Raw genomic sequence first — 19789 nt, forward strand, 5'->3', positions numbered from 1 at the left:
GCCGGGTGACGGGGGAGAAGTACCGTCCTTATATGCGATGGGAAGGCGACGACATCGGACGCGGCGTCGGGGACGCCGAACGGTTGGTCCCTGGCGTGAGTGATCTCCTCGCGGCCTTCCAGGAACCGCTCTGGGTGGCCGAGCAGCCCGAGGATCATCTCCTGCCGCATGTCGAACGCTGGTGTCAGGACGACGGCCGACTTGCTGTGCGAACCACGTCGACCGACGACCAGCACACCTTTGTCCTCGATCTCGAATGGCGCGGCGAGCCGGCAGGCGTTGGGCAGGTACGAGCGGCCGTGTTCTCGCTGATCGGATCGTTCGCTGAGAGCGCGACGTACATCCGCCAACGCCGGATCCTCAGTGAGGGGACACTGGCAGGACTCCAGTTCGAGATCGGAACCGGTGAGCTGGCCCCCGACACGAGGTTCCAGCCCCACGGCCACGCCGTACTCATCAACGTGGCCGGTATCAGGTGATCCACATCCGAGACGCTGCCCCGGGCGACGGAGACGCGCTTGCGGAGTTGCATGCTCGGTCGCGGGCTGTGTACTACGGCGCCGGCGGCCACGAGGTCGCGGCGGTTCCTGACCAGAGATACCGCGAGTCGTGGCGCAAGATGGTGGCCGACGACCGACTCACCGTCCTGGTCGCTGTCCCGGCCGACGACATCGCCGGTGTAATCACCCTGGACGCCAACGGAGTCTTTCCCACCAACGCGCCCGACGAGAAACGCATCCGCCTCGTAGGAATCTTCGTCGACCCCAGCCACTGGTCAACCGGCGTCGGTAGCGCCCTCATGACCCGCTTCATCTCGATCACCCGCCAGTCCAACGCCACCGGCGAAGTAGACGTCTGGCAACGCAACACCCGAGCCATCCGCTTCTACACCCACCACGGCTGGACCCAAGACGGAACCTCCCGCCCAGGCCCAGCCGACGCACCGTACGTCGGCTTCGTACACCGGCCGTAGATCCCTCAACCCAGATTTGGCCGACAACCTCTCGGCAGTGCATCGGGTCTGGCAGACTGGCTCGGCATGACCCCTGAGACCGCCGAGCAGCAACCGGATCACTACGACGGGTTCGCCGAGGCGTATGCGCGCGAAAACGAGAACGGCCTCTTCAACCGGTGGTACGCCCGGCCGGCGGTGCTGGACCTGCTGGGTGACGTCGCCGGGCGCCGGATCCTGGACGTCGGCTGCGGTTCAGGGCCGCTCTTCGCCGACCTGAAGGAGCGAGGAGCGAACGTGGCCGGGCTCGACGCGAGCCCTGCGATGATCCGGCTCGCCCGCGAGCGGCTCGGAGACGACGCCGACCTGACTGTTGCCGACCTGACCCGGCCGCTTCCGTACGACAACGAGGCCTTCGACGACGCGTTGGCCGTGCTCGTCCTACACTACCTCGAGGACTGGTCGGGCCCGCTGACCGAGCTGCGCCGGGTACTGAGGCCTGGCGGCCGGTTGGTCGTGGTGGTCAACCACCCAGTTATCCCGCCGGTGCTGTACCCCGAGGTCGACTACTTCGCGACCGTGGCGAACAAAGAGGAGTACGACTTCGACGGCGTCTCCGCAACACTCACGATCTGGTACCGCTCGCTGAGCGCAATGTCGGAGTCGTTCACCGCCGCAGGCTTCAGGATCTCCGCAATCACCGAGCCACCGGTATCACCAGACACGCCACCCGAACTCCTGCCCCCAAGCGACTACGACCCAACCCGCTTCATCGGCTTCCTCTTCTTCACGCTCGAGGCATCCCATTAGCCAACTGGGAGCGGCGGGTGGCTACCCCTTTCTCGCCACCACCGTGTAGTTCTCGGCCTCAGGGTCGTACGTGCTCCGCTCCGTCCGGAGTCCGACCTGGTGCAACTCGGCTGCGAGTTCGTCGTACCGGTAGGGCCAGCACGACAGCAGTTCCGAGCGGACAAGAACCGACCCAGCCGCGTCAACTTGCGCGATCGCAATCTCGATGTGGTGCTCCTCCTCCCACTGTGACGCAATCTCCCAGCGGTAGACCACGACGGCATCGCGACCGTTCCGGCGGACAAGACGGTCGCTGATGTCGAGCCGGGAACCTCGAGACCTCACGAGTTCCCAGGTGCGGGAGGTGAGCACCAAGTGCCCGCCAGGGTGCAGAAGCCGTGACATCGACTCCAGAGCAGCAACTCTGCCTGTCGCGCCCTCGGCGTGGTGCAGCGAGTTGCCAACGCAGAACACCATGTCGAACGTGTCGTCCTCGAAATGGTCAGGCAACTCGTCCCAGTTCGCCCGCACCGCCCGAACGGATGCCCCGTACTCCTCAGACAACTCTGCAGTCCGACGAACCATCGCTTCGCTGGCGTCAGTTGCGACCACCTGCATGCCACGACCGGCGAGGCCGACCGCCAGCTGTCCGGTTCCGCACGAACAATCGAGGACGTGAGCGTTCGACGGCAGGAGACTGAGTACGTCGTCGAACGACGCAGCGAACTCGGCCGGGGCCAGCTTTGCATCCGAGATGAGCCACTCGTACACCTCAGCAAGCGTGTTATAGCTCGTCATAACTACCTCCGGCACAGTCCGGTTCGCAGACACAGAGTTGGAGCGCCGCATCTGTGGTGAGTGGGGCACGGGACCAGTCGCCGAAGCGTTCGACAACCCGGAGACCGCCGAGCGACAGCAGCAGCGGCAACTCCTGGGGGAAGATGCTCCTCATCTCAAGCGGCGCGACAAGGAAGTCGGTCTCGGCATCGGTCGAGAAGTACCACCGCCCGCGAGTCACCTCCGCAGCCGCGTCGTAGGTCTCCGCGACATCGACATGAACAACGCCACGATCCGGATCCACGAACGACAACGCGTCGCGTCGGCGTCGAACGCCGTCCGCCTGGGCAAGCATGTGCACGCTCGGGTTGAACACGTCGAAGATGAGCCGCGCTCCGGGTGCCAGGTGCCTTCGCACTGACCGAAAGCAGTCCACCAAGTCCTCAGCCTCATGCAGATGGAGCAGTGAATTAGCGGCGATGAACACCAGGTCGAAAGTTCGGCCCAGGTCGAACTCGCGCATGTCGGCCTGCACCAGTTCCAGCCCCACGCCGCTCTCGACCGCCTTGCGCCGAGCTTCGGCAAGCATGTCCGGCGAGAGCTCCAGGCCGGTGCACGGATGCCCGTCGGACGCGATCGGGATCAGTTTCTGCCCGGTCCCACACCCGAGTTCCAAGACAGAACCACCTTGCCGATCCGCCTCGGCCCTGTAGAAGTCGACGGCGCGTTCGCCTCCGGGAAACAACCGGTCGTACAGTCTCGCGTCCGAGTAGAACTGCGCGCTCATCGAGTCGCACCCTCCTTTGGACCATTGTCTCGATCAAACCGAGACCACTCCACGGCTTATCGACGCACCCGCACACCTCTCCCACAGGCTGGAGCCGTGGATGTGTCGTCCGGGGGAGTAACTGCGGAAGACCCATCGAGGGCCCTGTTCGCCGGTGCCGCGTCCCGCGCCGTTTCCAGGAGTACGCCGGTACGTACCCGTGGACGCGCCGGCCCGTCGACCTGGACCACCACATGGCCGAGCAACTGGGTCACCTCCTGGTCGGCCACGCTCATCCGTGGGCTCGTGCCACGACGATGGCACCGAGGTGCTGCTCGAGTTCGCTGAGGTGACCGTCTGCTTGGTGGGCAGGAAGGTCTTCTGTGGGATCTGTCTTAAGTGCCGATAATGGACATTATGTCAACTAGCGGGTTTCGGAGGGCTCTCCTGCTGTGGGAACGGTGTGGTGTGGGGTTTGCTGGTGTGCGACTGCGCGGTGGCTGTCGATCCGGTTTGGTGAGGATGTTGGCGGCTGCTGGGCTGGCGGGTTACTGGGCGGTTGCGAAGGTCGGCTGGGTCAGTCGCGTGTTGGTTGGTGATGAATACGTCGTACGTGTGAGTACTGGGCGGTTTCGTGACTCGTATCGTCATGAGGCCAGAATTGTCAGCCTGCTGGCGGGCACTGAGGTTCCGCATGCGCGGCGGTGGTGAGTGCGGCGCTCCAACGGGTCGAGGCTGCTCGGCGGCTACCCGGGCATGACTCCCCCATGCTTGCCGACGTTGCCGACTGGGTTCGGGAGCGGCTGCGGTTGTTCGCCGCCGATGAGCCCGTTCTCGTACATGGTGATCTGCACGGGTCCAACGTGATGGTCGATGAAGGACGCGTCACTGGTCTGATCGATTTCGCGGAGGCGTTGGCTCAGCCGGCGGATGTCGAGGTGGATACCATCCAGCGCTGGTGTGCGAGGGCGCCGGAATACCCACCCACACCCGACGTACGAGGCCTCGACGGGACCACACTGACAGAACTCCCCCGGTGGCTGCACGGCGCATATGCGACCGAATAGTCAAACTGCTTTCCGGACATACCCATCTAGATGAACTCGTTTGGTGCTAATGGCCAGGAAGCGGGCGGAGTTTGAAGATCAGGATGCCGAGATGCTTGTTCATCCAGGCCTGCTTGTGTGGGTAGCGGCGGCGGGCGTCTTCGGGTAGTTGGGGCTCGAGCGCGGTTTCGATCCATAGGCCGGCCGCGCTGAACTCGTTGAGCAGGTCGGAGATTGTGTAGGCACGCTTGGTGAGCGTAATTTGGTCGTTCCAGCCGCTGAGGTAGGAGAACGGCGCCGTGGAGAAATACTCTTCGCCGAGCGATGTCCCGTTCTGTTCGGTTCGTTCGACGGCGTATCGGATTGGCTGCGTCCTGGTCAGCAGGATGAATCCGTCGTCGGCCAGCATTGCGCGCGCCGCCCGCAGAGTGCGCACCGGATCTTTCGCGTAGCCGAAAGACTGCAGGAACAAGATTCGGTCGAACCTGCGACCAGCGAGCCCGGGCAGAGAATCGAGTTCGGAGAGATCTCCTCGGATGAATTCCAAGCCAGCCGGCGGGTCACTGAGGAAGTTGCCACTGAGATCAACGCCTACGGAGCCGGTCGCACCGTCTTCGACCAACTCAACGAGCTTGCCGCCGTTGCCGCACCCGACGTCGAGCACCGAGCGTCCGGCGACATCCCCCAGCAGATCTCGCTGCGCGGGCCACTCGACAAGCCTATCCAGCGAGTCCTCCTTGGATCGGGCTCGCTCGTAGTGCGGAGAGAGTTCGAGCCACGGCTGGCTCGGGTCTGCAGGAGCGTCCGCCAGTGAGTCGTCTGCCATCGCCACGAGACAGACCATAGCCGTCGGCGCTCGCGACCGTGCACACGGATTACCGGCGAGGCCCGCTGTGGACGTGAATGTGGAGGTGTTTGGAGTCCTGGTATTCGCCGAGATTCGTCAGTACTGCGGCCGCGCCGGTCGTTCTCTCGGTTTCTGCGGCGATCGATTGGACGACCGCGAACAACTGCCGCATCACCAATTCGTCGGACGAATTCACCGTGGTGAATGACGCAATGTGCTGTTTCGGCACGACGACGATGTGGGTCTCCCAGAACGGCCGCGTGTGATGGAATGCAAGGACCAATTCGTCTTCGTGTACGACGTTGAGCCGGCTCGGGTCAGGAATCGCGACGTCGCAATAGAAGTCAATACCGCTGTACTGCGGAGCCGTCCACACCCCCAGCCACTGTTCGGCGCCGTATTCCTGGAAGCGCGTGACCTCGCTGAAACCGAGCTTCTCGGCCAGGCGGAGGGATCGGGCGTTCGCGGTCTGGGTCGTCAGGGCCACGCGCGAGCCCGGACGGGTGGCTGCGAACCAGGTGAGCGCCGCGGCGCAGGCCTCGGCGGCGTACCCATGGCCCCAGGAGGTCGGCAGGAACATGTAGCCGAGCTCCGTGGATGCCGTACCGGGCCGGTTCGGGTCGCGAGGGTCCAGCGTGACCATGCCGATCATTTGCCCGCCGAGATCGACCACGAACAGGCCGTGGCGCTTCTCCGGTGACGTGGGTACGGCGCGCTCGAGTTCGTCGCGGTCCCTGGGGCCGCCGATGTACGTGCCGACGTCCGGGGACGTGAAGAGTTCGATGACCGCCGTACGATCCCGGGCCTCGGGTTCACGCAGTACGAGCCGCTCGGTTCTGATGGGGTCGGTCATGGCGCGCAACGTACCAAGGATGCGGCTCTCCCCCGGCGTGGAAAGTTTCTCGGGCGAAGATTGTCGGATCGGTGCGCAGGCGTTCGTGGAAGGGGTGAACTGGCCACCGAGCAGGCTCAAAGCTGAGGAGTTGATGCGAGATGCAGTACCTGATTTCTGTGATCGACGACGAGAGCACCGCCGATGCGACCGACGATTCGGGCGAGGTCGAGGCGTTCAACGAGCGGCTCAGGGCCGACGGGTACCTCGTGTTCGTCGCCGGCCTCGACTCCCCCGCGACCGCCGCCGTCGTCGACAACCGCGGCGAGCGGGCGATCTTCACCGACGGGCCGTACCTGGAGTCCAAGGAGCACCTCGGCGGGCTCTGGATCGTCCGCGCGCCGGACCTCGACGTCGCGCTCAAGCTCGCCGCGGAAGCGTCGCGGGTCTGCAACCGCAAGCTCGAAGTACGCCCGTTCGCGGACGAGTGAGCGGACAGATGAGCGGACGGATGAATCGCCGACCGGCTACCGTTTCCGAAGAATTCACCACGGGAGATGATGTGTGATGCAGTTCCTGGTTTCTGTGCTCGACGACCGGACCAATTCGGCCACTCCGGAAGAGATGACCGCGATCACCGCGTTCAACGAACGGATCATCGCCGACGGCAACTGGGTCTTCGCCGGCGGTCTCGCGGCGCCGAGCGCGGCCACTGTCGTCGACAACCGCGGTGCGGAGGCAATCTTCACCGACGGGCCGTACCTGGAGTCCAAGGAGTACATCGCCGGTCTGTGGATCATGGAGGCCGCCGATCTCGACGCGGCACGTGAGCTCGTGACCGAGGCGTCGAAGGCGTGCAACCGCAGGCTCGAGGTGCGGCCGTTCCTGTGAGCGATGTCCGGGAGACGATCACGCGGGTCCACCACGAGGAGTGGGCGCGGGTGGTCGCGTCCCTGACCAAGCGTTTCGGCGATCTCGACGTCGCCGAGGAGGCCGCTGCCGAAGCGTTCGCGACCGCCGTCGAGCGGTGGCCGGACACCGGCGTACCTCCGAACCCTGGCGCGTGGCTGACCACGACCGCCAACCGCAAGGCCATCGACCGGCTGCGCCGTGAGAACAAGCGCGACGACAAACACAAGGAGGCTCAGATGTCGTACGACGAACCGCCCGAGCCTCTCGGTGTGATCGACGACGAACGCCTCCGGCTGATCTTCACCTGCTGCCATCCGGCGCTGTCGATGGAGACGCGGGTCGCGCTGACGCTGCGCATGGTCGGCGGGCTGACCGTGCCCGAGATCGCGCGGGCGTTCCTGGTGCAGGAGACTGCGATGGGCCAGCGGATCACCCGTGCGAAGTCGAAGATCAAGGCGGCTCGGATCCCCTATCGGGTGCCCGACGCGGAGGATCTCCCCCGGCGCGTGTCCGGCGTACTCACTGTGTTGTTCATCGTGTTCAACGAGGGGTATCTGGCGACCGGCCCGGATACGGATCCGGTGCGGCATGAGCTGACGTCGGAGGCGATCCGGTTGACCCGGCTCATTCGTGCTCTGATGCCGGACGACGGTGAAGTGGCCGGGTTGCTGGCGTTGATGCTGCTGACCGAGGCGCGTCGTACGGCGCGGGTGTCCGCGAGTGGCGAGCTGGTGTCGTTGGACGAGCAGGATCGCGGCTCCTGGGACGCGGCGATGGTGGCGGAGGGACACCGGCTGGTGCGCGAGCGGTTGGCGGCCGGAGTCGCCCCGGGGCGGTACCAGATCCTTGCGGCGATCAACGCCGTACACACCTCCGCGCGGGATGTGCGGGACACGGACTGGTCGCAGGTGGTTGCGCTGTATGGGCAGCTGGTCCGCGTCGATCCGTCCCCGATCGTTGAGCTCAACCGGGCGATCGCTGTGGCTGAGCTTGACGGGCCGGAGGTGGCGATGTCGACGGTTGATCGGCTCGCGGAGAAGCTGGACGGGTACCACGCGTACCACGCGACCCGGGCGGATCTGCTGCGGCGGATGGGCCAGAGCAGGCAGGCGCGGGCGGCGTACAACCGGGCGATCGAGCTGGCCGGCAACACTGCCGAGACGGCGTACCTGACTCGTCGCCGGGACCAGCTAGCGGCCGACCCTTCCGAAGCGGGCTAGGCAGTGCCAGACCTGCTTGATGGGTTGCCCCTGGTGCGCGGAGCGGCCGAGTAGCTCAGGCGTCAGGTCCGCGCCGAGCGTGCGTGCCAGGTCGACGATGTGCTGCCCGCGGTACGACGGGTCGAAGTCGTCAGCCGTGGCACGGAACCCCGGGTGATACTCCACCGGACAACCGAGCCTGTGAGCGGCGTCCTCAACCTGCGTGCCGATGAACGACGGGTCGAGGACCACGGCTTCCCCGTCGGTGTCGAGTCGTACGTCGCCGTGGACGTGCGCTTCGACGTACTCGTCGAGATCGTCGTTGCCGGACTCGTCCGCCAGCCGGCACAGCTGCTCCAACACACTCCTGTCGCCGAAGTGCTGCGGATCCCGCGCAGAATCCGGAAAGCAGAACGTCGACCGCTCGACGGCCTCAGGCTTCAACCGAAAGTACGACGACCCGAACCGGATCCCGCCGCCGTAGACATCCTCCCGCCGATTCCACACCCCATAAACCGGCCGCGCCGCCGCCGGCCGATCGTCGTACTCCCGCGCGAACAACCGGCTCTCCCACCGCCACCGATCACCGCCTTCGAAAGCCGTCAATCCCCCGTTGGAAACTCCGGTGACAAACTGCGACCGATAAAACCCATCCGCCGCCATCGACTCAATCACCATCCGATCCCCATGCGGCCAATTGGGATGAAAATGCAGCGTGATCATCAGAGCGGTCCCGTCACGTGTCCGTCGGCGTCGATCACGATGAACCGGAGCTGTTCATCGTGCCGGCCCTCGGCCAACCAGTGCGCGAACGCGACTGCAGCCGTCGGCGGCATCTCGAGCGTCGACGGGTCCACCGTGAGCTCGAACCATCGGAGATCGCCCTCGGTGCATTCGGTCGGGATCGGTGAGCCGCTGCGTAGGTCCGCCGTGAAGTAGTACGTCGTGCGTACCTCGGAGCCGGTGTCTCGCATCGCGACGTACCGAAGGCTGAAGTTGTCGAGGTGATCGGCGGCAACCCCCACCTCCTCGTGAAGCTCCCGGAGAGCGGCGCGAGCGGGGTCGTCAAGCTCGTCTGCTTCCACGTGCCCGCCGATGCCGACCCAGGAGTCGGCGATCGCGCGGGATCCGCGGCGGTACAGCAGGAGCACACTCCCCTGACGACGCAGGAAGACCGACGTCAGGTGGCGAGTCGTGCGCAGCGTCATCCCTGTCAGACGTTGATGTTGAAGCCGAGGTCCAGGTCGGAGGCGGGGTGGCCGCCGCGGAGGCCCCAGTTCTGGGTGGGGTGGTCCCGGATGAGGATCGTGACGTGGTCCTCGGGGATGTTGAAGGGCTTCAGGTTGGCGATCATGTGCGTGTAGAGCGTGCGCTTGGCGTCGAGTGAACGTCCGGCGAAGCAGTCGATGGTGATGAGGGTGAAGTACTCCGGCTGCGTCAACCGCGGCGAGCAGGCGAACCGGTGCGGCGCGTGGACGACGAGCCGTACGTCGTTGTCCTGCGGCGGGATCTGAAACCCGCTGACCACCGCATCGTGCACGGCATCGATCAGCGCAACCTCCTCCGCCTCGGAATACTCCCGACGAACTTCAATCATCGTGCTCGGCATACGACGGATCCTTTCACTAGCGCGAATATGTCGGTGGCAGTAACCACACTGCTAATTGAGCTTCGCTACCAGGCGGGTTAGACCGAGCAAATTCCCCTGGTCGGCTTGCAGCATTTGTTCGTCGGGTTTGTAGCCGCGTCCTACTTCGGCGCAGGTTTTCAGCCAGAGGAGCCAGTCGGACCAGCTGTCGGGGAGGAAATCGGCGGTTTCGACTGTGACCAGGTTGGTGCGTTGCCACAGTTGGTGCCACCAGTCGGGTGGGAGCCAGGTGCAGAGGTCGGGGCCCCAGCGGGACTCGAGGTACGGCGGGAGGGTGAGGGCCGGCGCCGTGCGGATGCCGGGTACGACGACGCCGAGCGTGCCGCCGGGGCGGAGGAACTGGGTGACGTAGCCGAGGTAGTCGGCGCCGGTGCCGAAGTAGTTGAAGGCGCCGATGCTGACGATCGCGTCGAAGAAGTCGTGGGCGTACGGGAGCTGGTGGGCGTCGGATCGGATCGGGTGGACGCGGTCGGCGGCGTCCGCATCCTGGATGCGTTGCCAGTTCTCGGTCGGGTCGACCCAGAGGTCGGTCGCCCACACCTCCACGTCGTACTCGCGGGCGAGGAAGATCGACGTCAGCGCCGTACCGCAGCCGAGATCGAGGACGCGCATCCCGGGTTCGAGCGTCATCGCCCCCATCAGACCCTCCGCGCTCCAGAGCGGATGCGGGCCCATGAGGTTGTCGACGATCCACTGGCGGTCATAGGCGTTCGACCGCGGATATCGGTCGAGCGTGAGCGCATCGAGTGCTGAGGACATGGGGTGACGATGCCAGCCTCCGCGAGCGCCGACAACGGAGTTTCGGGCGGCCAGGTACTTATGATGAATTAATGTGCTGGCCCGGCTGGAGAGCGACGGTCCGGCCTCCCCCAGCGCACTGGCGGAGCAAGAGGGCGTGCGTCCTCAGGCCATGGCAGTCACCCTCGCCGCCCTCGAGGAACGCGGACTGGTAAGCCGCGAGCCGCGCGCGGCCGCAAGATCGCGGCGGACCGCCGCTCCGTCTCGGCCCAAAGGACTGGCCGAGGCCATCGAGGACGAGTTCAGCCAGGCCGAGCGACGCGAGCTGCAGCAGTTGCCGGCACTGCTCGACCGGCTGTCGGAGCGCCTCTAACCACAAAGCTTGAAAGGACACCACATATGGCGAACACAGCTCTTCTCGTGATGGACGTACAGCAGGTCATCGTGGACCGGATCGCCGGCGGCCCCGACTATCTCGTCGGCCTGCGTCGCGCGATCGACGCCGCACACGCGGCGCAGCTCCCGGTGATCTACGTGGTCGTCGGGTTCCGCGCCGGCCATCCGGAGATCAGCTCCCGCAACAAGGCGTTCAGCGCGATCTCGGGCGGCGTCGGGGTGGCGGCGGACGATCCGAACGTCGCGATCCACCCGGACGTCGCCCCGCTGCCGGGCGACATCGTGGTGACGAAGAAGCGGGTCAGTGCCTTCGCGGGCAGCGACCTCGACGTGGTGCTCAGGTCGGGCGATATCGACAGCCTCGTCCTCACCGGGCTGGCCACCGGCGGCGTCGTACTGTCCACGGTGCGCCAAGCGGCAGACCTCGACTTCCGGCTGACGGTTCTCGAGGACGGCTGTCGCGACTCCGACCCCGAGGTCCACCGCGTGCTCACCGAGAAGGTGTTCCCGCGGCAGGCCGACGTCGTGTCGATCGACGAGTGGGCCAAGACTGTCGCTAGCTGATGGCCTCCGCGATCATGCGGTGGCCCTGTTGCTCGAACGGTTCGTCGCCGACTTGGTGGGCCCAGATGCAGGTGTTGATCGCCTCGCGGAGTTGGGCACGATGCCAGACGTCCGGCTCGCGTGGGTCTGAGCCGTAGCCGCTGAGGAAGGCAGACTCGAGCTCGGGGTTCGAGCGGAACTGCTGGGCGGCGAGCCGGGCGAGATCGGTGTACGCCGGGCGGAGGTCGGCCCGGCCGAAATCGATGACGCGGATGATGCCGTTGTCGGTCAGCCAGTTGCGCGGCTGCCAGTCGCCGTGGGTCGGCACGAGAATCGCCAGCGGTGTCGGCCAGGCGGCGATCTCTGCCTGCAGACGCTCGGTCAGGTCGGGCTCGATCCGGTGCGGTTTGCCGAGGTTGGCAAGCGTCCGCCGGTTCTCGCGGGACTCGTAGTCGTCGTCCGGTACGGCGGACTGCTGATGGAACTGCGCCAGCAGCTCACCCGCTTCGTCGTACGTCGCGGGAGCCCATTCGGCGGGCGTGCCGTGGACCAGCTGCCCGGGGAGGAACCGCGTCAGCAGCAGCTTGGCCTCGTCGTCGGCATCGACGAACTGCGGCGCCCTCCCCCGCGAGGTCCATGGGCTCAGCCAGTTGCGGTGGGCCCGTATCTCGCGGACGAGGTGGTGGTCGGCCGCGTCTCCGGCCTTCGCGATGTAGCGCTCGCCGTTGTGGACGAGCTCGAGGACGAGCGTGCCGACCAGACCCCAGCTGTGGTCCTTGACGAGCTCGGCCGACGGCAGCCAGGCGTCGAGAAGAGCCTGTTGTGTGTCAGTGAGTCCCACCTGCGCAGAATAACGCAGAAAGAATGGCGAGAAAGGTGGACGAATGTCCTTCGAGGATTTATCCTGGCCGAATGCAGAATTCACAGGTAAATACGTCTCTACCATTTAACCTATCATCAGGAATTGCGGAAAGCAAGTCCGGCGAATTCTGGCAGCTCGGGGATGTTGCGGTACGGCGGATCGGTTTCGGCACCAAGCGGCTGGCGGGCGCCCTCCGCGACGAGGCGGATCTGCAGGAGCGGGCTGTCGCGCTGCTGCGGCACGCGGTCGAGCTGGGCGTGAACCACATCGACACTGCGGCGTTCTACCCGAGTCACGGCGGCGCGGGACAGACGTCGTTCGAGAGCCTCGACTGGGCGAACGACGTGATCCGCCGTGCGCTCACGCCGTACCCGAAGGAGGTGGTGGTGGCGACGAAGGTGGGGCCGACGAGGGACGGGTTGGCGCGGCCGGACGAGTTGCCGGCCCTGGTGGAGCGTGATCTGCGGGCGCTCGGGGTGGACGTGCTGGATCTGGTCAATCTGCGGCTGCACGGGATGAAGTCGATCGCGGAGCATTTCGGCGTCCTCGCCGAATTGCAGGCGAAGGGCATGATCCGGCACCTGGGTGTGTCGAATGTGCGGTTGGAGCATCTTCAGGAGGCGCGCGAAATTGCGCCGGTGGTGGCGGTGCAGAACCGGTACAGCGTGGGATTCGGGCGGGTGAACGACGAGATCCTCGGTCTGTGCGGTGAGCTCGGGATCGCGTTCGTGCCGTTCTTCACGCTGACCGCGGAGTCGCGGGAGGCCGGCGGGGTGCCGGAGTCGGCTGCCGTACAGGAGGTCGCGGATCGGCACGGCGCGACGCCCGCGCAGATCCGATTGGCGTGGACGCTCAGCCGGGGCGCGCACGTCCTCGTAATTCCGGGCACGTCGAGCCGGCAGCACCTCGAGGAGAACCTGATGGCTGCGGGCATCACCCTCTCCCCCGAGGACTTCGCCGTCCTCGACGCTGTCTCGGGCTGAGTCACCGATGCCGGGGCGGCGAGCGTCGCCCCGGCGTCACCTAGAAGCTGACCTCGTCGGTGTTCTGCACGGCTGCGGTGCGGCCCGGTGCCCGGTGATACTGCCAATACAGATTGGTGTGGGCGATGACCTTGTCGGGCGTCGGAGCGCCGTACTCCGAGAGGTTCTCGGTCGTGTGCGCGTCCCCGACCAGGGTGACGTCGTACCCGCGGACGAAGGCGCCGTGGATGGTGGAGCGGATGCATTCGTCGGTCTGCGCGCCGCTCACGATCAGGTGGCCGATGCCGGCGCTGGCGAGGACGTCTTCGAGGTCGGTCGCTTCGAAGGAGTCGGGGAACGTCTTGTGGACGAGCGCCTCGGAGCCGTCGCGGGACAGCTCGGGCACGAACTGCCACTCGTCGCTGTCCTTCACGAGGTTGTCGCTCGAGTGCTGCACCCACACGACCGGCACGCCGCCCGCGCGGGCCTTGCCGACGAGCGTGCTGATATTCGCAACCACCTGGTCGCGCTCGTGCGCCTCGGCGACGACACCGTTCTGTACGTCGACCACCAACAAGGCCGTGTTCGGCCGATCAGCCAGCGTGGACATGCTCGCTACCTCCCCATCCTCGATGTACGCCGAACGCTAGACCCGGCCGCCGACAGTTTCAGGTCCGCAGCCGTAACCGCACGGTCGGCACGTCACCGTCGTCGAGATCCTCGGCCCGTCGCACCGAGGCCTTCACCGGCAGCAGATACCGCCCGTCCTTCGGAAACATCGACGTGTCCCACTCGGTCCCGCCGATCTCGGCGACGACCGGGATCATCCCCCACCCGTAACTGACGAAGCCCGACTCGGCCTCGAAGTACCCGCACTCCTCCTCCGGCACCGTGATGAAGTACCAGGGCGCCGGCCCGCGCCAGTACCAGATCTCCCCGGCGAACTCGATCTCGTTCACGCCTCCAGCACCTCCATGAAGTCGTCGAGAAATCCATACCAGACACAATGCCCCGCTCCACGGACGGAGCGGATACGGCGTTCGTGGTGGTCAGCCGGCGGATCGTGTGGTGAGTTGACGAGAGGTACGTCGACGTACACGGCGCGAGCTGGACGTAGCTGGGACACCGCGTGCGCCAGAACGACGGCGCCGAGAGAGTGGCCGGGCCGAGTTGGTGGTACTGCGTGGCGCTGCCGAGCATGCCGTGCAGGAGGACGGCCGTGCGCGGGCCCGAGCCCCAGGTCACGGTGTTCAGGCGCATCAGTCGAGAGTGCTCGCGGCGATCAGGCGTTGGCCCAGGGCCTGGGAGGCGGCCTGGATTTCAGGGCTGCCGAGGATCTTGTAGGGGGCTCGGATCGCCGTCAGCTGGGCGGCGTACCAGTCGGGTTCGTCGGTGCTGGCCAGGAGGCGGGTGTGGGTCTCGTCGATGGGCTCGAGGCGGCCCATCGAGCGTGGGATCCACCAGGCGGCATCGGCGCGCGGGGCGTCGATCACGACCTCGATCGGGTACTTCCAGCCGAGGGCCAGATGCTCCTCGACAGCCGCCAGTGGGTCGAGGTCGGGTGGCGGCGTGAAGTCCTGGGTGAGTGGCTCGACCTTGGTGACCTTGTCGACGCGGAGGACACGTTGGGAGTCCTTGGCGTGGGACCAGCACAGCAGATACCAACGGCCTCGGCGTACGACAACTGCCCAGGGGTCGACCTCCATCGGCCGCTCAGCCTGATGCAGGCGGTAGTGGATGCGGACCTGCCGGCATTCGGTGCTGTACGACACCAGGGCGGCCGTGATCTCGGGCTCCGGTGTCCGGGCGCCCGGGTCAGGCCCGCGGGCGCTGACCCGGCGGATCGCGTCGGTTGAGCGGGCGATCTGCTCAGGCAGCACGCGGATGATCTTGCCGAGCGCGTTCTCGACCGGGTCCGCGGAGCCGCGCGGTCCCTCCAGCACCGCCATCACGAGGCCGAGCGCCTCGGTGGTGCTGAACATCAGCGGCGGCAGCCGCAGCCCACGGCCGACGCGGTAACCGCCGTACGGGCCGCGGACGGACTCGATCGGTATGTCGGCCTCGCGCAGGATCGCGACATACCGCCGGGCCGCGCGTTCGGAGACGCCGAGCTTGTCTCCCAACTGGTCGGCAGTGATGCCGGGGCTGTTCTGGATCAGCTCCAGGACCATCAAGGTCCGGGCTGTCGGGCTCACGTCGTACGCCATCGCTCACCATTCCGGAAGGTGTCCGTCCGGAACTGAGGCTAGCGTGCAGGTCCGACAGAAAGACAGTAGTGCTCACGAGATGAGCAGTTTGTCTGCGACGATCGGATCGTGCGGGCAGATCGACTGGTAGCGGTGTTGTTGCTGATGCAGGCCCGCGGCCGGGTGACCGCGGCCGACGTCGCACAGGAGTTGGAGATCTCGGTCGCGACCGCCCGCCGCGATCTCGAGGCGTTGTCCACAGCCGGGATCCCGGTTTATCCACAGCCCGGCCGCAACGGCGGCTGGCAACTGGTCGGCGGCGCTCGCACCGACCTGAGCGGGCTCACGGCAACGGAAGCACAGGCCTTGTTCCTCCTCGTCGGTCCCGCGGCGTCGATCGCGCCGGAGGCGAAGGCAGCGCTCCGCAAACTGGTTCGCGCGCTGCCCGGCACCTTCCGCGAGCACGCGCAGGCCGCGGCCGAGGCGGTCGTGATCGACCCGGCGCGCTGGGGTGCCCACGTGAAGGAGCGCCCCGAGCTGGTACGCAGCCTCCAAGACGCCGTCGTACGCCGGAACCGAGTCCGGCTGGTCTACTCGGGCCGCGGGCATCAGACCTCGGAGCGGATGGTCGATCCGCTCGGGCTCGTCGACAAGGACGACATCTGGTACCTGATCGCCGGGACGAACCGCGGGCAGCGCACGTTCCGCATCGATCGCGTGGTGGCGGCCCAGGCGACGGACGAGACGTTCGAGCGGCCGGAGGGATTCGACCTGTCGACTGCCTGGGGCGAGATCGTCGAGCGGATGGAGGTACGGCGATCGGGGCTGACGGCAACTGTTCTGATGGACCAGCGGCACGTCTGGGTGATGCAGGACCGCCTCGGCCGCAACTGCGAGGTCGACGGGACGGACGGCGACCGGGTCCGGCTGAAGATCAGCGCGCCCACGCCCCTGATGATCGCCCAGGAACTGGCCGGCTGGGGCGGGTCGATCGAGGTGCTCGACCCGCCGGAGGTTCAGGCCGAACTGGCACGCCTCGGCCGCGAACTGACCGACCGCTACAGCGGGATCAGATAGAGGATGAAGCCGCGGTTCTCGGCGACCTGGTCGTAGAGCCGGCGGGCGGTCGCGTTGCTCTCGTGCGTCGACCAGTAGACCCGGCCGCAGCCTCGCTCGCGAGCCCAGTCCGTGACCGCCGCGATCAGCGCCCGCGCCGCACCCTGACCGCGGGCCTCGGGCGCGGTGAACAGGTCCTGCAGGTAGCAGGAGTCCGGTGCCGTCGTACTCGCGTGCGTGAGGAAGTGCGCGATCCCGACGAGCCGGCCGCCCAGCCTGGCGCCGAGCGCGTGGATCTCGGTGTCCAGCTGGAACCTGGTCCACGCCTGATCGAAGAACTCGTCCGGCATCGTGCGTCCGTAGAACTCGTTGTAGCCGGCAAACAGCTCCTGCCAGGAGTCACGGTCGGTAGAGGTCAGCGGGCCGATGGTGAGCATGCCGCGCACTGTGGCATATGAACGGCCGAATGGACCATTGGTGTGAGTAAGGTGCCATGGTTCAGCGTGTCCCGACCAAGCCTCAGGAACCATTCGTGACCACATCCCCTCCCCAGCCGCCGCAGAACCCGTACCCAGGTCAGCCGGCCGGCTACGGTCCGCCGCCGCAGCAGTTCCCGCAGTACACCCAGCCTGACCAGCAGCAGCCGGGCCAGTACCCAGGTCAGTACCCAGACCAGCAGCAGGGTCAGCAGCAGTACCACGGCCAGCCGTACCAGCAGGCCCCGCAGCAGCCCCAGCAGCAGGCTCAGTTCCCGCAGGGGCAGTACCCGAGCCAGCCGCAGTTCGGCCAGTCGTTCCCGCAGCAGGGTGCTCAGCAGTCGTTCGCTCCGCAGGGCCAGATGACCTGCCGGTTCTGCGGTGGGTACCCGGCGGCCGAGGCGACCGTACGCGGCCACCAGGGCATGATCATCCTGATGCGGTTCCTGAAGCTGCAGGGTCCGTTCTGCCGGACCTGCGGGATCGCGTCGGTTCGCGACATGACGTCGAAGAGCCTGTGGCAGGGCTGGTGGGGCGTCGGCTCGTCGATCATCAACCCGATCACGATGCTGATGAACATCGGCCCGATGCAGAAGTTCAAGAGCCTGCCGGAGCCGCAGCCGGGCCCGGGCCGGCCGATGAACCCGGGCAAGCCGCTGTTCCAGCGTCCGGCGATCCTGATGCTGCTGCTGCCGGTCGCGCTGATCGCGCTGATCGTCTTCGCCAACCTGAACTCGACCGAGGCGAAGGCCGACGTCGGCGCCTGCGTGGTGAACAACGGCACCTCGACCAGCCCGGACGTGAAGGTCGTCGACTGCACGTCATCCGAGGCCGAGTACAAGATCGTCGGCAAGATCGACGACTCGACCGACGACAGCCAGTGCGACCAGTACAACGCCGAGGCCTCGTACGTCTCCGAGCACGGTTCGGACAAGTACACGCTCTGCCTCGTGCACGTGAAGTGAGCTACACGTAGTACCCGTCTACCGGCACGCGCGCCTCGTCGTACAGCGCAGGTCCTTCCTGCGGTACGGCGGGGAAGCCGCCGGTGGACTTCAACCCGTCGAGCTGCTCGCCGGACAACGCGTAGACCACCCGGCCGAGCCCGGAACGGGCGAGCGCGCCGGTGCACATCCCGCACGGCTGGCAGCTGGTGTACATGGTCGTGCCGGCCGCGTCCTCGGGTGACAGGTGCTGTGCGGCCCAGACGGCGAGCTTCAGCTCCGGGTGGAAGCTGATGTTGCCTTCGCTGATCGTCGTGTTGTGGTCCTCGGCCAGCACCGTCCCGTCCGGCCCGACGAGCAGCGAGCCGAACGGCGGGTCGCCCGCCTCGCGCGCGGCCGCGGCCAGTGCGATCGCGCGGCGCAGGAATCCTTCTGCTTCAGGTGTCACGTCGTCTCCAAGAGTCTCTCGTTGTCGCGAGCGCCTGCCAGGCCGCTTCGGGCCGTTCCGTCTCCGCGGGATCGCCCTGATAGGGATCGAGTACGACGCTCTGCGCGCCGAGCTCCCGCAGTACTTCGAGGTCGCCGATCACCTGCTCCACCGTGCCCTCACCGGCGACACGATCGCCGTCAGGCAGGGGCTTGTCCGTCAGCCGCAACAGGATGCGCGGCGCGAACCCGGGAACCGGCCGGTCGAGCGATTCGGCCATCGTCCGCAGCTGATCCAGACCGGCGCGCAGCTGGTCGATGCGCTGTCGCAGCGGATGCCACGCCGTACCAAACCGTATGGTACGGCGGAGGGCTGCGGGGCTCGAGCCGCCGACCCAGATCGGGATGTTTCCGCCACCGTAGCCCGCCGTGTCGGCCCAGGCGCGCCGGAGTTCGGCGAGCAGCTCGTCGGTGTCACGTCCGCGCCGCGCATGTTCAGCGCCCAGTGCTTCGAACTCCTGCCGCGCCCAGCCGACACCGACACCGAGCACGAGGCGGCCGCCGCTGAGCTGGTCGAGGTTCGCCGCCATCCTTGCCACCAGCAACGGATGTCGGTACGGCGCGATCAGCACCGTCGTCCCGAGCCGCACCCGTGAGGTGATGCCGGCCAGCCAGCTCAGCGTGGTGAACGGCTCGTAGAACGGGGCCGGATACTGCTCGGCCACATCCGGCGTGATCACGACATGGTCGGACACCATCAGCAGGTCGAATCCGAGTCCTTCGACCACGCGAGCCCAGTCGCGCAGCCGCGCCGGATTCGTCCCGGGGCCGAAGTTCGGCACGTTCACTCCAAGTTCCACGTCCTCAGGCTATCCAGGCAGCGGCCGCGTTCTGAAGAGATTCTTCCCGGCGTACAGCACCTCGGGCCGTGGAATCGCCGGTAGATTGGTCAGGTGACCGGGACTCTCGATTCGACCGACTGGGCGATCCTCAGCGAGCTGCAGGAGGACGCGCGGATCTCGCTGACCGAGCTCGGCCGGCGCGTCAGCCTGAGCGCGTCGGCGACCACCGAGCGGGTACGCCGGCTCGAGGCGATCGGCGTCATTACCGGCTACCGCGCCGAGGTCGACCTGACCAAGGTCGGCTACCCGGTGCTGGCCGTCGTACGGCTGAAGTACCCGGGCAACAAGCACGAGCCGCTGCACCGGCTGCTGGCCGAGCGGCGCGAGATCCTCGAGTGCCTGCGGACCACCGGGGACGACTGCTACACGCTGAAGGTCGCGGCCGCGTCGATGCCGCATCTCGAGGAGCTGGTCAACGAGCTGACCGACTTCGGCAGTACGACGACCAACCTGGTCTACTCGCAGACCCAGCGGTACCGCGGACCGGAAAAGCCGGTGACCGAGTCCACCCGGGAGTGAGAGCGTTGCCG

Annotated in this window: 28 protein-coding genes; 13 read left to right on the forward strand and 15 right to left on the reverse strand. The window is 66.6% G+C overall.

The genetic code is table 11. From position 1 onward, the window contains the following. Positions 1 to 32 precede the first annotated feature (32 nt). From ABT313_RS21295 to ABT313_RS21305, 3 genes are all read left to right on the forward strand, one after another. Entirely contained in the window at positions 33 to 479 is a 447-nt protein-coding gene (locus ABT313_RS21295; protein ID WP_350856324.1) for a hypothetical protein, read from the forward strand. Beyond that, positions 476 to 973 (forward strand): GNAT family N-acetyltransferase, encoded by a 498-nt coding sequence (locus ABT313_RS21300; RefSeq protein WP_350856327.1) that lies wholly within the window; start codon positions 476 to 478, stop codon positions 971 to 973. The genes ABT313_RS21295 and ABT313_RS21300 overlap by 4 nt, the downstream gene beginning before the upstream one ends. A gap of 66 nt (positions 974 to 1039) precedes the next feature. After that, complete coding sequence (locus tag ABT313_RS21305) at positions 1040 to 1762, forward strand: class I SAM-dependent methyltransferase (protein WP_350856330.1); 723 nt, start codon at positions 1040 to 1042, stop codon at positions 1760 to 1762. Positions 1763 to 1783: 21 nt separating this feature from the next. Here the strand turns inward: ABT313_RS21305 and ABT313_RS21310 are convergent, their stop codons facing one another. Both ABT313_RS21310 and ABT313_RS21315 read right to left on the reverse strand, forming a co-directional pair. Further along, on the reverse strand, positions 1784 to 2572 hold the full coding sequence (locus ABT313_RS21310; RefSeq protein ID WP_350856333.1) for a class I SAM-dependent methyltransferase: 789 nt from the start codon (positions 2570 to 2572) through the stop codon (positions 1784 to 1786). After that, the gene (locus ABT313_RS21315) at positions 2526 to 3305 is read right to left on the reverse strand and encodes a class I SAM-dependent methyltransferase (RefSeq protein ID WP_350856335.1); all 780 of its coding nucleotides are present in this window, start codon (positions 3303 to 3305) and stop codon (positions 2526 to 2528) included. The genes ABT313_RS21310 and ABT313_RS21315 overlap by 47 nt, the downstream gene beginning before the upstream one ends. 746 nt (positions 3306 to 4051) lie before the next feature. On the opposite strand from ABT313_RS21315, the gene ABT313_RS21320 reads away from it, so the two are divergent. Further along, positions 4052 to 4351: a phosphotransferase gene (locus ABT313_RS21320; protein WP_350856338.1), complete on the forward strand. Its 300-nt coding sequence runs from the start codon at positions 4052 to 4054 to the stop codon at positions 4349 to 4351. 46 nt (positions 4352 to 4397) lie between these two features. Here ABT313_RS21320 and ABT313_RS21325 read toward each other — a convergent pair whose 3' ends face one another. Continuing rightward, complete coding sequence (locus tag ABT313_RS21325) at positions 4398 to 5156, reverse strand: class I SAM-dependent methyltransferase (RefSeq protein WP_350857805.1); 759 nt, start codon at positions 5154 to 5156, stop codon at positions 4398 to 4400. 49 nt (positions 5157 to 5205) lie between these two features. Then, positions 5206 to 6150: a GNAT family N-acetyltransferase gene (locus tag ABT313_RS21330; RefSeq protein WP_350856341.1), complete on the reverse strand. Its 945-nt coding sequence runs from the start codon at positions 6148 to 6150 to the stop codon at positions 5206 to 5208. A gap of 20 nt (positions 6151 to 6170) precedes the next feature. On the opposite strand from ABT313_RS21330, the gene ABT313_RS21335 reads away from it, so the two are divergent. The 3 genes from ABT313_RS21335 (at position 6171) to ABT313_RS21345 (ending at position 8141) form a co-directional block, all read left to right on the forward strand. Then, positions 6171 to 6500, forward strand: coding sequence for a YciI family protein (locus tag ABT313_RS21335; protein ID WP_350856343.1), 330 nt, complete (start codon positions 6171 to 6173; stop codon positions 6498 to 6500). A gap of 76 nt (positions 6501 to 6576) precedes the next feature. Next, positions 6577 to 6900 (forward strand): YciI family protein, encoded by a 324-nt coding sequence (locus tag ABT313_RS21340; protein ID WP_350856346.1) that lies wholly within the window; start codon positions 6577 to 6579, stop codon positions 6898 to 6900. Continuing rightward, the gene (locus ABT313_RS21345) at positions 6897 to 8141 is read left to right on the forward strand and encodes an RNA polymerase sigma factor (protein WP_350856349.1); all 1245 of its coding nucleotides are present in this window, start codon (positions 6897 to 6899) and stop codon (positions 8139 to 8141) included. Before ABT313_RS21340 ends, ABT313_RS21345 begins: the two co-directional genes overlap by 4 nt. Here ABT313_RS21345 and ABT313_RS21350 read toward each other — a convergent pair. The 4 genes from ABT313_RS21350 to ABT313_RS21365 all read right to left on the reverse strand — a co-directional run bounded on the left by ABT313_RS21350 (position 8112) and on the right by ABT313_RS21365 (position 10527). Continuing rightward, the gene (locus ABT313_RS21350; protein WP_350856352.1) at positions 8112 to 8843 is read right to left on the reverse strand and encodes a DUF3626 domain-containing protein; all 732 of its coding nucleotides are present in this window, start codon (positions 8841 to 8843) and stop codon (positions 8112 to 8114) included. The two genes, ABT313_RS21345 and ABT313_RS21350, sit on opposite strands and share 30 nt — an antisense overlap. Beyond that, positions 8843 to 9328, reverse strand: coding sequence for an NUDIX domain-containing protein (locus ABT313_RS21355; RefSeq protein ID WP_350856354.1), 486 nt, complete (start codon positions 9326 to 9328; stop codon positions 8843 to 8845). The genes ABT313_RS21350 and ABT313_RS21355 overlap by 1 nt, the downstream gene beginning before the upstream one ends. A 5-nt stretch (positions 9329 to 9333) precedes the next feature. Then, entirely contained in the window at positions 9334 to 9717 is a 384-nt protein-coding gene (locus ABT313_RS21360) for a tautomerase family protein (RefSeq protein ID WP_350856357.1), read from the reverse strand. Positions 9718 to 9780: 63 nt separating this feature from the next. Next, on the reverse strand, positions 9781 to 10527 hold the full coding sequence (locus ABT313_RS21365) for an SAM-dependent methyltransferase (protein WP_350856360.1): 747 nt from the start codon (positions 10525 to 10527) through the stop codon (positions 9781 to 9783). Between the two features lie 73 nt (positions 10528 to 10600). Here ABT313_RS21365 and ABT313_RS21370 point away from each other — a divergent pair, with 73 nt between their 5' ends. Beyond that, complete coding sequence (locus tag ABT313_RS21370; RefSeq protein WP_350856363.1) at positions 10601 to 10879, forward strand: MarR family transcriptional regulator; 279 nt, start codon at positions 10601 to 10603, stop codon at positions 10877 to 10879. 26 nt (positions 10880 to 10905) lie between these two features. After that, positions 10906 to 11466 (forward strand): cysteine hydrolase family protein, encoded by a 561-nt coding sequence (locus tag ABT313_RS21375; RefSeq protein WP_350856366.1) that lies wholly within the window; start codon positions 10906 to 10908, stop codon positions 11464 to 11466. On the opposite strand, the gene ABT313_RS21380 is transcribed toward ABT313_RS21375, so the two are convergent. Beyond that, a complete protein-coding gene (locus ABT313_RS21380) occupies positions 11459 to 12286 on the reverse strand; it encodes a phosphotransferase (protein ID WP_350856369.1) in 828 nt (275 codons plus the stop codon). The two genes, ABT313_RS21375 and ABT313_RS21380, sit on opposite strands and share 8 nt — an antisense overlap. Positions 12287 to 12357: 71 nt before the next feature. Here ABT313_RS21380 and ABT313_RS21385 point away from each other — a divergent pair, with 71 nt between their 5' ends. Then, positions 12358 to 13290, forward strand: coding sequence for an aldo/keto reductase (locus ABT313_RS21385; RefSeq protein ID WP_350856371.1), 933 nt, complete (start codon positions 12358 to 12360; stop codon positions 13288 to 13290). Between the two features lie 40 nt (positions 13291 to 13330). Here the strand turns inward: ABT313_RS21385 and ABT313_RS21390 are convergent, their stop codons facing one another. The 3 genes from ABT313_RS21390 to ABT313_RS21400 all read right to left on the reverse strand — a co-directional run bounded on the left by ABT313_RS21390 (position 13331) and on the right by ABT313_RS21400 (position 15476). Then, the gene (locus ABT313_RS21390) at positions 13331 to 13879 is read right to left on the reverse strand and encodes an isochorismatase family protein (protein WP_350856374.1); all 549 of its coding nucleotides are present in this window, start codon (positions 13877 to 13879) and stop codon (positions 13331 to 13333) included. A 58-nt stretch (positions 13880 to 13937) separates the two neighbouring features. Beyond that, positions 13938 to 14228: a DUF1905 domain-containing protein gene (locus ABT313_RS21395; protein WP_350856377.1), complete on the reverse strand. Its 291-nt coding sequence runs from the start codon at positions 14226 to 14228 to the stop codon at positions 13938 to 13940. 300 nt (positions 14229 to 14528) lie between these two features. Then, on the reverse strand, positions 14529 to 15476 hold the full coding sequence (locus ABT313_RS21400) for a helix-turn-helix transcriptional regulator (RefSeq protein ID WP_350856380.1): 948 nt from the start codon (positions 15474 to 15476) through the stop codon (positions 14529 to 14531). 108 nt (positions 15477 to 15584) lie between these two features. Between ABT313_RS21400 and ABT313_RS21405 the strand changes: the two genes are divergently transcribed. Further along, a complete protein-coding gene (locus ABT313_RS21405; protein ID WP_350856383.1) occupies positions 15585 to 16532 on the forward strand; it encodes a helix-turn-helix transcriptional regulator in 948 nt (315 codons plus the stop codon). Here ABT313_RS21405 and ABT313_RS21410 read toward each other — a convergent pair. Beyond that, entirely contained in the window at positions 16514 to 16948 is a 435-nt protein-coding gene (locus ABT313_RS21410; RefSeq protein ID WP_350856386.1) for a GNAT family N-acetyltransferase, read from the reverse strand. The genes ABT313_RS21405 and ABT313_RS21410 overlap by 19 nt on opposite strands. 95 nt (positions 16949 to 17043) lie before the next feature. On the opposite strand from ABT313_RS21410, the gene ABT313_RS21415 reads away from it, so the two are divergent. Then, positions 17044 to 17952 carry an LppU/SCO3897 family protein gene (locus ABT313_RS21415; protein ID WP_350856389.1) on the forward strand — a complete coding sequence of 303 codons (909 nt, stop codon included), beginning with the start codon at positions 17044 to 17046 and terminating at the stop codon, positions 17950 to 17952. 1 nt (position 17953) lies between these two features. Here the strand turns inward: ABT313_RS21415 and ABT313_RS21420 are convergent, their stop codons facing one another. Together ABT313_RS21420 and ABT313_RS21425 are read right to left on the reverse strand one after the other, a co-directional pair. Then, a complete protein-coding gene (locus ABT313_RS21420) occupies positions 17954 to 18379 on the reverse strand; it encodes a nucleoside deaminase (protein WP_350856392.1) in 426 nt (141 codons plus the stop codon). Further along, complete coding sequence (locus ABT313_RS21425; protein WP_350856395.1) at positions 18369 to 19217, reverse strand: LLM class flavin-dependent oxidoreductase; 849 nt, start codon at positions 19215 to 19217, stop codon at positions 18369 to 18371. The genes ABT313_RS21420 and ABT313_RS21425 overlap by 11 nt, the downstream gene beginning before the upstream one ends. Before the next feature lie 93 nt (positions 19218 to 19310). Here ABT313_RS21425 and ABT313_RS21430 point away from each other — a divergent pair, with 93 nt between their 5' ends. Continuing rightward, positions 19311 to 19778, forward strand: coding sequence for an Lrp/AsnC family transcriptional regulator (locus ABT313_RS21430; protein ID WP_350856397.1), 468 nt, complete (start codon positions 19311 to 19313; stop codon positions 19776 to 19778). The last annotated feature ends 11 nt before the right edge of the window (positions 19779 to 19789 follow it).

The sequence above is a fragment of the Kribbella sp. NPDC000426 genome (assembly GCF_040300265.1).
Lineage (GTDB): Bacteria > Actinomycetota > Actinomycetes > Propionibacteriales > Kribbellaceae > Kribbella.